This is a genomic window from Pseudomonas sp. Pseu.R1, from assembly GCF_045764065.1.
In the GTDB taxonomy this organism is placed as follows: domain Bacteria; phylum Pseudomonadota; class Gammaproteobacteria; order Pseudomonadales; family Pseudomonadaceae; genus Aquipseudomonas.
Genome location: NZ_JBJGEE020000001.1, coordinates 2,929,254 through 2,941,290, shown reverse-complemented (window position 1 = coordinate 2,941,290; position 12,037 = coordinate 2,929,254). Strand labels below are relative to the sequence as shown.

Genomic DNA, 12,037 nt, shown 5'->3' with positions numbered 1-12,037 from the left:
GCGATCGAGAGTGGGTCGGTATGACCACTCTCTGCTCCGCCAGGAGGAAAGGCCTTGAAAGACCTACTGAATTTGCTGAAAAACCAGGGTCAAGTCGAAGAGTTCGACGCCATCCGTATCGGATTGGCCTCGCCTGAGATGATCCGTTCGTGGTCGTTCGGTGAAGTTAAAAAGCCGGAAACCATCAACTACCGTACGTTCAAGCCTGAGCGTGACGGCCTGTTCTGCGCTAAGATCTTTGGCCCGGTCAAGGATTACGAGTGCCTGTGCGGTAAGTACAAGCGCTTGAAACATCGTGGCGTGATCTGCGAGAAGTGCGGCGTTGAAGTTGCACTGGCCAAGGTCCGTCGTGAGCGCATGGCTCACATCGAACTGGCTTCGCCGGTTGCTCACATCTGGTTCCTGAAATCGCTGCCGTCCCGTATCGGCCTGCTGATGGACATGACCCTGCGTGATATCGAGCGCGTTCTCTATTTTGAGAGCTATGTCGTTATCGATCCGGGCATGACCACGCTTGAGAAAGGTCAGCTGCTGAACGACGAGCAGTATTTCGAAGCTCTCGAAGAGTTCGGTGACGACTTTGATGCCCGCATGGGTGCCGAGGCTGTCCGCGAGCTGCTGCACGCTATCGATTTGGAGCACGAGATTGGCCGTCTGCGCGAAGAAATTCCGCAAACCAACTCCGAAACCAAGATCAAGAAGCTGTCCAAACGCCTGAAACTGATGGAAGCGTTCCAGGGTTCTGGCAACCTGCCTGAGTGGATGGTGTTGACCGTTCTGCCGGTTCTGCCGCCAGATCTGCGTCCACTGGTTCCCCTGGATGGTGGCCGTTTCGCGACGTCTGACCTCAACGATCTGTATCGTCGAGTGATCAACCGTAACAACCGTTTGAAGCGCCTGCTGGATCTGTCCGCTCCGGACATCATCGTGCGCAACGAAAAGCGCATGCTGCAGGAAGCTGTGGACGCGCTTCTCGACAACGGTCGTCGTGGTCGCGCCATTACCGGCTCGAACAAGCGCCCTCTGAAATCCTTGGCTGACATGATCAAGGGTAAGCAAGGTCGTTTCCGTCAGAACTTGCTTGGTAAGCGTGTTGACTACTCGGGTCGTTCGGTTATTACCGTAGGTCCCACCCTGCGTCTGCACCAATGCGGTCTGCCGAAGAAAATGGCACTTGAGCTGTTCAAGCCGTTCATTTTTGGCAAGCTGGAAATGCGTGGTCTGGCGACCACCATCAAGGCTGCCAAGAAGATGGTCGAGCGTGAGCTGCCAGAAGTTTGGGACGTTCTCGCTGAAGTGATTCGTGAACACCCGGTACTGCTTAACCGTGCACCGACTCTTCACCGTCTGGGTATTCAGGCGTTTGAACCGGTGTTGATCGAAGGTAAGGCAATCCAGCTGCACCCGCTGGTTTGTGCGGCATACAACGCCGACTTCGACGGTGACCAAATGGCCGTTCACGTACCGCTGACACTGGAAGCCCAGTTGGAAGCGCGTGCGTTGATGATGTCGACCAACAACATTCTGTCGCCAGCCAACGGTGAGCCAATCATCGTTCCTTCGCAGGACGTTGTACTGGGTCTGTACTACATGACTCGTGAGGCGATCAACGCCAAGGGCGAAGGTCGTGTGTTCGCGGACCTGCAGGAAGTCGATCGCGTGTTCCGCGCCGGCGAAGCAGCGCTGCACGCCAAGATCAAGGTTCGTATCAACGAAACCGTGAACGATCGTGATGGCGGTAGCGTGACCAATACCCGCATTGTCGACACCACTGTCGGCCGTGCATTGCTGTTCCAGGTGGTTCCGGCGGGGCTGTCCTTCGACGTGGTCAACACGCCGATGAAGAAGAAAGCGATCTCCAAGCTGATCAACCAGTGCTACCGCGTGGTTGGTCTGAAAGAGACTGTGATCTTTGCTGACCAGTTGATGTACACCGGTTTCGCGTACTCGACGATCTCGGGTGTTTCCATTGGCGTTAACGACTTCGTTATCCCTGATGAGAAAGCTCGCATCATCGATACTGCTACCGAAGAAGTTAAAGAAATTGAAAGCCAGTACGCGTCCGGCCTGGTCACTCAGGGCGAGAAGTACAACAAGGTGATCGACCTTTGGTCGAAGGCGAACGACGAAGTTTCCAAGGCGATGATGGCCAACCTCTCGAAAGAGAAGGTCGTTGACCGTCACGGCGAGACCGTGGACCAGGAATCGTTCAACTCGATGTACATGATGGCTGACTCGGGTGCGCGGGGTTCCGCTGCACAGATTCGTCAGTTGGCGGGTATGCGGGGCCTGATGGCCAAGCCGGACGGCTCAATCATTGAGACGCCGATCACGGCGAACTTCCGTGAAGGTCTGAGCGTACTTCAGTACTTCATCTCGACTCACGGTGCTCGTAAAGGTCTGGCGGATACCGCGTTGAAAACCGCGAACTCCGGTTATCTGACTCGCCGTCTGGTAGACGTGGCGCAAGACCTGGTCGTGACCGAAGTCGACTGCGGCACCGAACAGGGCCTGCTGATGACTCCGCACATCGAAGGCGGTGACGTCGTCGAGCCGCTGGGTGAGCGCGTACTGGGTCGTGTGATCGCACGTGACGTATTCAAGCCGGGCACCGAGGACGTTATCGTTCCTGCAGGCACTCTGGTAGATGAGAAGTGGGTCGAGTTCATCGAGCTGAACAGCATCGACGAAGTCGTCGTGCGCTCGCCGATCAGCTGTGAAACCCGCTACGGCATCTGCGCCAAGTGCTACGGCCGTGATCTGGCTCGTGGTCATCTGGTGAACATTGGTGAAGCGGTTGGCGTTATCGCTGCACAGTCCATCGGTGAGCCGGGTACCCAACTGACCATGCGCACGTTCCACATCGGTGGTGCGGCAAGCCGTACTTCCGCTGCCGACAGTGTTCAGGTCAAGAATGGCGGTGTTGTACGCCTGCACAACCTGAAGCACGTCGAGCGTGCTGACGGCAACTTGGTTGCTGTTTCTCGTTCCGGCGAGTTGGCGATTGCCGATGAATTCGGTCGTGAACGCGAGCGTTACAAGCTGCCATACGGCGCTGTGATTTCGGTTAAAGAAGGTGACAAGGTCGACGCTGGCGCCATCGTGGCCAAGTGGGACCCGCACACCCACCCAATCGTTACCGAGCTGAAAGGTACTGTGACCTACGTGGGCATGGAAGAGGGTATTACGATCAAGCGCCAGACCGACGAATTGACCGGTCTGACCAACATCGAAGTGCTCGATCCGAAGGATCGTCCTGCTGCTGGCAAGGACATTCGTCCAGCGGTCAAGATGGTCGGTGTGGATGGCAAGGATCTGTTGCTGCCTGGTACCGACGTACCGGCGCAATACTTCCTGCCGGCGAACGCGCTGGTTGGTATCGCGGACGGCGCACAAGTGGGTGTGGGTGATGTACTCGCTCGTATTCCGCAAGAAACGTCGAAAACCCGTGACATCACCGGTGGTCTGCCGCGCGTTGCCGACTTGTTCGAAGCGCGTCGTCCGAAAGAAGCGTCGATCCTCGCAGAAGTCAGCGGTACGATCGCCTTCGGTAAAGAGACTAAGGGCAAGCGTCGTCTGGTGATTACGCCGAACGATGGTAGCGATCCGTACGAAGAGCTGATTCCGAAGTGGCGTCACCTGAACGTGTTCGAGGGTGAGCAGGTAAACCGTGGTGAGGTTATCTCCGACGGTCCTAGCGATCCGCATGACATTCTGCGTTTGCTGGGTGTCAGCGCACTGGCGAAATACATCGTCAACGAGATTCAGGACGTTTACCGTCTGCAAGGCGTGAAGATCAACGACAAGCACATCGAAACGATTCTTCGCCAGATGCTGCGCAAGGTCGAGATCAGCGAGTCGGGCGATTCGAGCTTCATCAAGGGCGACCAGATGGAGTTGACGCATGTCTTGGTAGAGAACGAGCGACTGGTACAAGAGGAGAAGTTCATTGCGAAGTTCACCCGCGTACTGCTCGGCATCACCAAAGCATCGTTGTCTACCGAATCGTTCATCTCGGCGGCTTCCTTCCAGGAAACCACTCGCGTTCTGACCGAGGCGGCCGTAACCGGCAAGCGCGATTATCTGCGTGGCCTGAAGGAGAACGTCGTCGTGGGTCGTTTGATCCCGGCGGGCACTGGTCTGGCTTATCACAGCGAACGTAAGCGTCGTCGTGATTCCGAAAAACCGCTGCGCGTTAGCGCGAGCGAAGTGGAAGCAGCGCTGACCGAAGCGCTGAATTCCAGCAACAATTGAGTGTACTGCCCTGTTGTTCTGTGGCCTTCCTGTTCGACAGCTGTCTGTTGCCTCGGGTTGGTTGCGGAGGGCAGGGCATTGCCTTGACTGGGGGCAGGATCCTCTTTAGACTCTTGTACCCCAAAATCTGGCGGGACTTTCGTCCTGCCATTTTGCTTTTCTTGCAAGACAATAGCGTCGCAAGACAACAGTGGAGCTAGTAGATGGCAACTATCAACCAGCTGGTACGTCAGCCGCGCAAGCGTATCGTCGAGAAATCCGACGTTCCTGCGCTGCAGAACTGCCCGCAACGTCGTGGCGTGTGCACCCGTGTGTACACCACTACGCCGAAAAAACCTAACTCGGCACTGCGTAAAGTGTGCCGCGTGCGTCTGACCAACGGTTTCGAGGTTTCCTCGTATATCGGTGGTGAAGGCCACAACCTGCAAGAGCACAGCGTCGTTCTGATTCGTGGCGGCCGTGTAAAAGACTTGCCAGGTGTTCGTTACCACACCGTTCGCGGCTCTCTGGATACCTCCGGCGTCAAAGGTCGTAACCAGGGTCGTTCGAAGTACGGTACCAAGCGTCCGAAGTGATTCGGTCGTTTTGCAGTCGTTTTTTAAATTTATTGAGTCGATAAGAGTAAGGTCGGGCATTGCATTTCAATGTGTGCTGTCCCGAGCGAACCTGAAGACCGTTTGAGGGCTTATCATGCCAAGACGTCGCGTAGCAGCAAAGCGTGAGATTCTTGACGATCCGAAGTACGGATCCCAGATTCTCGCCAAGTTCATGAACCACGTAATGGAGAGCGGCAAGAAAGCCGTTGCCGAGCGTATCGTTTACGGTGCACTGGATACCGTTAAGGCGCGCAAGGCGGGTACTGACCCCCTGGAACTCTTCGAAAAAGCACTCGACGCCATCGCTCCGCTGGTCGAAGTGAAGTCGCGCCGCGTTGGTGGTGCTACTTACCAGGTTCCGGTTGAAGTACGTCCTTCTCGTCGTAATGCTCTGGCAATGCGTTGGTTGGTAGACTTCGCGCGCAAGCGCGGTGAGAAGTCCATGGCTCTGCGCTTGGCTGGCGAACTGCTGGATGCCGCCGAAGGTAAAGGTGCTGCGGTCAAGAAGCGTGAAGACGTGCACCGTATGGCTGAGGCCAACAAGGCTTTCTCGCACTACCGCTTCTAATTTCAGCGTCACTCAATTTGCGAGGGCTTTATGGCTCGTACTACTCCGATTAACCGCTACCGTAACATTGGTATCGTTGCTCACGTGGATGCTGGTAAAACCACCACCACCGAGCGCGTCCTTTTTTACACGGGCGTAAACCACAAAATGGGCGAGGTGCATGATGGCGCCGCGACCATGGACTGGATGGTGCAGGAGCAGGAGCGTGGTATTACCATTACTTCTGCTGCGACCACAGCTTTTTGGCAGGGCTCTGTCAAACAGCATAAAGACCGCTATCGCTTCAACATCATCGATACCCCTGGTCACGTTGACTTCACCATTGAAGTAGAGCGCTCGCTGCGCGTACTCGACGGCGCTGTTGTAGTGTTCTGTGGTACTTCGGGTGTTGAACCTCAGTCGGAAACCGTATGGCGTCAAGCCAACAAATACGGTGTTCCGCGTCTTGTTTATGTAAACAAGATGGATCGTGCTGGTGCGAACTTCCTGCGCGTTGTTGATCAGATCAAAAAGCGCTTGGGGCATACCCCGGTTCCAATTCAGCTGGCAATCGGCTCGGAAGATAACTTCCAAGGCCAGATTGACCTGATGACCATGGAAGCTGTGTACTGGAACGATGCTGACAAAGGCATGGAACCACGTCGCGAAGCCATTCCTGCAGAAATGCAAGAGCTGGCTGAAGAGTGGCGCAGCAACATGGTAGAAGCGGCGGCTGAAGCTAACGAAGAGCTGATGAACAAGTACCTGGAAGGTGAAGAGCTGTCGATCGAAGAGATCAAGGCTGCACTGCGTCAGCGTACTATTGCCGGCGAAATCGTTCTGGCTGTCTGCGGTTCGTCGTTCAAGAACAAGGGTGTGCCTCTCGTTCTTGACGCCGTTATCGACTACCTGCCAGCGCCTGTCGAGATTCCTGCGATCAAGGGTATCAACCCTGATGACAAGGAGCTGGACAAGGACGATCCTGCTGTTCGTCACGACGAGCGTCATGCTGACGACAATGAGCCGTTCTCTGCTCTGGCATTCAAGATCGCGACCGACCCGTTTGTGGGCTCGATCACCTTTGTTCGCGTCTATTCGGGCGCTCTGAACTCGGGTGACTCGGTTCTGAACTCGGTTAAAGGCAAGAAAGAGCGTGTGGGCCGTATGGTTCAGATGCATGCCAACAGCCGCGAAGAAATCAAGGAAGTACTGGCGGGTGACATCGCTGCCCTGATCGGCATGAAGGATGTGACCACTGGTGAAACGCTCTGCGCACTGGATAAGCCAATTATCCTTGAGCGGATGGACTTCCCTGAGCCGGTGATTTCGGTTGCTGTTGAGCCGAAAACCAAAGATGACCAGGAAAAAATGGGTATCGCTCTGAGCAAGCTGGCTCAGGAAGACCCGTCTTTCCGCGTCAAGACCGATGAAGAGACTGGTCAGACGATCATCTCGGGCATGGGCGAATTGCACTTGGACATCCTGGTTGACCGGATGCGCCGTGAGTTCAACGTCGAAGCCAACATCGGTAAGCCGCAAGTTTCTTATCGTGAGAAGATCACCAAGAACTGCGAAATCGAAGGCAAGTTTGTTCGTCAGTCCGGCGGTCGTGGCCAGTTCGGTCATTGCTGGATTCGCTTTGCTCCTGCTGACGAAGGTCAGGAAGGTCTGCAATTCGTGAACGAAGTAGTGGGTGGTGTTGTTCCTAAGGAATACATCCCGGCTATCCAGAAGGGTATTGAAGAGCAGATGAAAAACGGCGTTGTTGCCGGTTATCCGCTCATCGGCCTAAAGGCAACCGTGTTCGATGGCTCTTACCACGACGTCGACTCCAACGAGATGGCGTTCAAGGTGGCTGCTTCCATGGCGACCAAGCAACTCGCGTCGAAAGGCGGTGGTGTTGTGCTTGAGCCGATCATGAAAGTAGAAGTTGTAACACCTGAGGACTACATGGGTGACGTGATGGGTGACCTGAACCGTCGTCGTGGTCTGATCCAGGGTATGGAAGATACGGTCTCTGGCAAGGTTATCCGTGCCGAAGTGCCGTTGGGTGAGATGTTCGGTTATGCGACCGACGTTCGCTCCATGTCTCAGGGTCGCGCGAGCTACTCTATGGAATTCTCCAAATACTCCGAAGCTCCGTCGAACATCGTCGAAGCTCTCGTTAAAAAACAAGGCTGATTCAGCCCTTTTAGGCTAGGAGTTCACTGTCGTGGCTAAAGAAAAATTTGAACGTAACAAACCGCACGTCAACGTTGGCACCATCGGTCACGTCGACCACGGTAAAACCACTCTGACCGCTGCTCTGACTCGCGTTTGCTCCGAAGTTTTCGGTTCGGCTAAAGTCGACTTCGACAAAATCGACAGCGCACCAGAAGAGAAAGCTCGTGGTATCACCATCAACACTGCGCACGTTGAGTACGACTCGTCTGTACGTCACTACGCGCACGTTGACTGCCCAGGTCACGCCGACTACGTCAAGAACATGATCACTGGTGCTGCCCAGATGGACGGCGCGATCCTGGTTTGCTCGGCTGCCGATGGTCCGATGCCACAAACTCGTGAGCACATCCTGCTGTCCCGTCAGGTTGGCGTTCCATACATCGTTGTCTTCCTGAACAAGGCTGACATGGTTGATGACGCTGAGCTGCTGGAACTGGTCGAAATGGAAGTTCGCGACCTGCTGAGCACCTACGACTTCCCGGGTGATGACACTCCGATCATCATCGGTTCGGCTCTGATGGCTCTGAACGGTCAAGACGACAACGAGATGGGCACCAGTGCTGTCAAGAAGCTGGTTGAAACTCTGGACAGCTACATCCCAGAGCCAGAGCGTGCTATCGACAAACCGTTCCTGATGCCAATCGAAGACGTATTCTCGATCTCGGGTCGCGGTACTGTTGTGACTGGTCGTGTTGAGCGTGGCATCGTTCGCATTCAGGAAGAAGTTGAGATCGTTGGTCTGCGTCCAACCACCAAAACTACCTGCACCGGCGTTGAAATGTTCCGCAAGCTGCTGGACGAAGGTCGTGCTGGTGAGAACTGTGGCGTTCTGCTGCGTGGCACCAAGCGTGACGACGTTGAGCGTGGTCAGGTTCTGGCCAAGCCGGGTTCGGTTAAGCCGCACACCAAGTTCACCGCAGAAGTCTACGTTCTGTCGAAGGAAGAAGGCGGTCGTCACACTCCTTTCTTCAAAGGCTACCGTCCACAGTTCTACTTCCGTACTACTGACGTGACTGGTTCTTGCGAACTGCCAGAAGGCGTTGAAATGGTAATGCCAGGTGACAACATCCAGATGGAAGTCACTCTGATCAAGACCATCGCAATGGAAGATGGCCTGCGTTTCGCTATCCGTGAAGGCGGTCGTACCGTCGGCGCTGGCGTCGTAGCCAAAATCATCGAGTAATTCTCTTTTGTAGAATTTGCTTGATGGATGAAAAAGCCCCCGCTTAGCGGGGGCTTTTTTATTGGGTTGACACCTATCAGGGGCGTCTATAGAATTGCGCCTCCTTTTAACGGGCGTATTGCGCTCGGTGGGAATAGCAGCCGGAGTCTGAAATCCAATGCAAAATCAGCAAATCCGTATCAGGTTGAAGGCTTTTGACCATCGCCTGATCGACCAATCCACCCAGGAAATCGTGGAAACCGCGAAACGTACTGGTGCTCAAGTGCGTGGTCCAATTCCACTGCCTACCCGTAAAGAGCGGTTCACCGTTCTGGTCTCTCCGCACGTCAACAAAGATGCGCGCGACCAGTACGAGATCCGTACTCATAAGCGTGTTCTGGACATCGTCCAGCCAACGGATAAAACCGTTGACGCGCTGATGAAGCTTGATCTTGCGGCAGGTGTGGAAGTGCAGATCAGCCTCGGCTAAGACTCGGGTCTTGGTCGTGTAACGCTCTGAAATGGGCGGCCATAGCGGGTGAAAGCCCCGTACACTCATGAGGTTTATAACATGACTATTGGTGTAGTCGGTCGAAAAGCGGGTATGACCCGTATTTTCACCGAAGAAGGTGTCTCCATTCCGGTCACGGTCATTGAGATCGAGCCGAATCGCGTCACCCAGTTCAAAACCGAAGAAAGCGATGGCTATCGTGCAGTTCAGGTTACTGTCGGTGAGCGTCGTGCATCGCGCGTGACTGCAGCTCAAGCAGGTCACTTCGCTAAAGCGAACGTTGCCGCTGGTCGTACCGTCCTGGAATTCCGTCTTGAAGAAGGCGAATACAAGGCTGGTGACCTGATCAACGCAGAAATTTTCGCCGCTGGCCAACTGGTAGATGTTACCGGTCAGTCGAAAGGTAAAGGCTTCGCCGGTACCATCAAGCGCTGGAATTTCCGTGGTCAGGACAACACCCACGGTAACTCCGTTTCCCACCGCGTCCCGGGCTCTATCGGCCAGTGCCAGACTCCTGGTCGTGTATTCAAGGGCAAGAAAATGTCCGGTCATATGGGCGCTGAGCGCGTGACCGTACAGTCCCTGGAAGTAGTGCGCGTGGACGCTGAACGCAATCTGTTGTTGGTCAAGGGCGCTGTTCCTGGCGCTACTGGCGGCAACGTGGTTGTACGTCCAGCAGCCAAGGCTCGCGGTTAAGGGGAAGCTGACATGCAATTAAATGTAAATGGCGCTCAAGCGATCGAAGTTTCCGAACTGACTTTCGGTGGCGAATTCAACGAGACGCTGGTACACCAAGCAGTCGTGGCCTACATGGCCGGCGGCCGTCAGGGCACCAAGCAGCAGAAGACCCGTTCCGACGTGGCTGGTGGCGGTAAGCGCCCATGGCGTCAGAAGGGTACTGGCCGTGCTCGTGCTGGTACTATCCGTAGCCCAATCTGGCGTGGCGGCGGTACCACTTTCGCAGCTCGTCCTCAGGACCACTCGCAAAAGCTCAACAAGAAGATGTATCGCGCAGCTCTGCGTTCCATCCTCGCTGAGCTGGTTCGCAGTGATCGTCTGGTCGTGGTTCAGGATTTCGCTGTTGAAACTCCAAAAACCAAAGATCTGCTGGGCAAACTGAACGGCATGAGCCTGACTGATGTTCTCATCGTGTCGGACGCTGTTGACCAGAACCTGTACCTGGCTGCTCGCAACCTGCCGCACGTCGACGTTCGTGATGTGCAAGGTTCCGATCCGGTCAGTCTGATCGCATACGACAAAGTGTTGATCACTGTGTCGGCCGTGAAGAAATTCGAGGAGCTGCTGGGATGAACCAGGAACGCGTATTTAAAGTTCTGCTTGGCCCGCACGTTTCCGAGAAGGCTACGGTTCTGGCAGACAAAAAAGGTCAGTTCGTTTTCAAGGTTGCTACCGATGCAACCAAGCTTGAAATCAAGAAGGCCGTCGAAAGCCTGTTCAGCGTGAAGGTTGAGCGCGTGACCACCCTGAATGTTCTGGGTAAGTCCAAGCGCACAGCTCGCGGTCTGGGCAAGCGTAATGACTGGAAGAAGGCAGTTATCTCCCTTCAGCCAGGCCAAGATCTCGATTTCAGCAGCAGTGCTGAGTAAGGAAGGGGTGCATCATGGCAATCGTTAAATGCAAACCGACCTCCGCAGGCCGCCGTTTTGTGGTCAAGGTGGTCAACCAGGAGCTGCACAAAGGCGCTCCTCACGCACCGCTGCTCGAGAAAAAATCGAAGTCTGGTGGTCGTAACAACAATGGCCGCATCACTACTCGTCACGTAGGTGGTGGTCATAAGCAGCATTATCGTTTGGTCGACTTCCGTCGCAACGACAAGGATGGCATCGCTGCCACCGTCGAGCGTATTGAATACGATCCGAACCGTACTGCTCACATCGCACTGCTGCTGTACGTAGACGGCGAGCGTCGTTACATCATCGCGCCAAAAGGCGTGAGTGCTGGCGATCAACTGATCTCTGGTGCGTTGGCTCCAATCAAGCCCGGTAACTCGCTGCAACTGCGCAACATTCCAGTGGGTAGCACCGTTCATGGTATCGAACTGAAGCCTGGTAAAGGTGCTCAGATCGCACGTTCCGCTGGCGCTTCGGCTCAGTTGGTCGCTCGTGATGGTGTGTACGTAACTCTGCGTCTTCGCTCCGGTGAAATGCGTAAAGTTCTGGCTGAATGCCGTGCAACGCTGGGTGAAGTCTCGAACTCCGAGCACAGCCTGCGTTCCCTGGGTAAAGCTGGTGCCAAACGCTGGCGTGGCGTTCGCCCAACCGTTCGTGGTGTTGCCATGAACCCGGTTGACCACCCACATGGTGGTGGTGAAGGTCGTACCTCCGGTGGTCGTCATCCGGTATCGCCGTGGGGCTTCCCGACTAAGGGCGCGAAGACTCGTGGTAATAAGCGTACCGACAAAATGATCGTCCGTCGTCGCAAGTAAATAGAGGGATACGACAGTGCCACGTTCTCTGAAAAAAGGTCCTTTTATTGATCTTCACCTACTGAAGAAGATCGAAGTGGCGGCGGAAAAGAACGATCGCAAACCAGTTAAAACCTGGTCGCGCCGTTCGATGATCCTGCCACAGATGGTCGGTCTGACCATCGCTGTGCATAACGGTCGTCAGCATGTTCCTGTTCTCGTGAACGAAGACATGGTCGGCCACAAACTGGGCGAGTTCGCCGGTACCCGCACCTACCGCGGGCACGTGGCTGACAAGAAAGCCAAGCGTTAAGGGGTA

11 protein-coding genes are annotated in these 12,037 nt (G+C 55.1%); all 11 read left to right on the top strand.

The window, feature by feature from the left end; translation table 11 throughout:
- The first annotated feature begins 54 nt into the window (after positions 1 to 54).
- The 11 genes from rpoC to rpsS all read left to right on the top strand — a co-directional run bounded on the left by rpoC (position 55) and on the right by rpsS (position 12,031).
- The gene (gene rpoC / locus ACI5GA_RS13650) at positions 55 to 4,254 is read left to right on the top strand and encodes a DNA-directed RNA polymerase subunit beta' (protein WP_421422995.1); all 4,200 of its coding nucleotides are present in this window, start codon (positions 55 to 57) and stop codon (positions 4,252 to 4,254) included.
- Positions 4,255 to 4,457: 203 nt separating this feature from the next.
- Entirely contained in the window at positions 4,458 to 4,829 is a 372-nt protein-coding gene (gene rpsL / locus ACI5GA_RS13645; RefSeq protein ID WP_003186084.1) for a 30S ribosomal protein S12, read from the top strand.
- Between the two features lie 115 nt (positions 4,830 to 4,944).
- Entirely contained in the window at positions 4,945 to 5,418 is a 474-nt protein-coding gene (gene rpsG / locus ACI5GA_RS13640; RefSeq protein ID WP_007970418.1) for a 30S ribosomal protein S7, read from the top strand.
- Between the two features lie 30 nt (positions 5,419 to 5,448).
- Positions 5,449 to 7,578, top strand: a complete 2,130-nt coding sequence (gene fusA / locus ACI5GA_RS13635) for an elongation factor G (protein ID WP_421422994.1) — start codon at positions 5,449 to 5,451, stop codon at positions 7,576 to 7,578.
- 31 nt (positions 7,579 to 7,609) lie between these two features.
- On the top strand, positions 7,610 to 8,803 hold the full coding sequence (tuf, locus tag ACI5GA_RS13630; RefSeq protein WP_108240410.1) for an elongation factor Tu: 1,194 nt from the start codon (positions 7,610 to 7,612) through the stop codon (positions 8,801 to 8,803).
- Between the two features lie 157 nt (positions 8,804 to 8,960).
- Entirely contained in the window at positions 8,961 to 9,272 is a 312-nt protein-coding gene (rpsJ, locus tag ACI5GA_RS13625) for a 30S ribosomal protein S10 (protein WP_003186070.1), read from the top strand.
- Between the two features lie 81 nt (positions 9,273 to 9,353).
- Entirely contained in the window at positions 9,354 to 9,989 is a 636-nt protein-coding gene (rplC, locus tag ACI5GA_RS13620) for a 50S ribosomal protein L3 (RefSeq protein WP_108240409.1), read from the top strand.
- Between the two features lie 12 nt (positions 9,990 to 10,001).
- On the top strand, positions 10,002 to 10,604 hold the full coding sequence (gene rplD / locus ACI5GA_RS13615) for a 50S ribosomal protein L4 (protein ID WP_421422993.1): 603 nt from the start codon (positions 10,002 to 10,004) through the stop codon (positions 10,602 to 10,604).
- Positions 10,601 to 10,900: a 50S ribosomal protein L23 gene (gene rplW / locus ACI5GA_RS13610; protein WP_002555488.1), complete on the top strand. Its 300-nt coding sequence runs from the start codon at positions 10,601 to 10,603 to the stop codon at positions 10,898 to 10,900. The genes rplD and rplW overlap by 4 nt, the downstream gene beginning before the upstream one ends.
- Before the next feature lie 14 nt (positions 10,901 to 10,914).
- Positions 10,915 to 11,739, top strand: a complete 825-nt coding sequence (gene rplB / locus ACI5GA_RS13605) for a 50S ribosomal protein L2 (RefSeq protein WP_421422992.1) — start codon at positions 10,915 to 10,917, stop codon at positions 11,737 to 11,739.
- Positions 11,740 to 11,755: 16 nt separating this feature from the next.
- Positions 11,756 to 12,031 (top strand): 30S ribosomal protein S19, encoded by a 276-nt coding sequence (gene rpsS / locus ACI5GA_RS13600; RefSeq protein ID WP_002555486.1) that lies wholly within the window; start codon positions 11,756 to 11,758, stop codon positions 12,029 to 12,031.
- Positions 12,032 to 12,037 lie beyond the last annotated feature (6 nt).

What these genes read in the sequence shown, in the direction of transcription:
- rplD (WP_421422993.1), top strand. Translation starts at nt 10,002, where the DNA reads ATGCAATTAAATGTAAATGGCGCTCAAGCGATCGAAGTTTCCGAACTG.
- rpsJ (WP_003186070.1), top strand. Translation starts at nt 8,961, where the DNA reads ATGCAAAATCAGCAAATCCGTATCAGGTTGAAGGCTTTTGACCATCGC.
- fusA (WP_421422994.1), top strand. Translation starts at nt 5,449, where the DNA reads ATGGCTCGTACTACTCCGATTAACCGCTACCGTAACATTGGTATCGTT.
- rplW (WP_002555488.1), top strand. Translation starts at nt 10,601, where the DNA reads ATGAACCAGGAACGCGTATTTAAAGTTCTGCTTGGCCCGCACGTTTCC.
- rplC (WP_108240409.1), top strand. Translation starts at nt 9,354, where the DNA reads ATGACTATTGGTGTAGTCGGTCGAAAAGCGGGTATGACCCGTATTTTC.
- rpsL (WP_003186084.1), top strand. Translation starts at nt 4,458, where the DNA reads ATGGCAACTATCAACCAGCTGGTACGTCAGCCGCGCAAGCGTATCGTC.
- rplB (WP_421422992.1), top strand. Translation starts at nt 10,915, where the DNA reads ATGGCAATCGTTAAATGCAAACCGACCTCCGCAGGCCGCCGTTTTGTG.
- rpsG (WP_007970418.1), top strand. Translation starts at nt 4,945, where the DNA reads ATGCCAAGACGTCGCGTAGCAGCAAAGCGTGAGATTCTTGACGATCCG.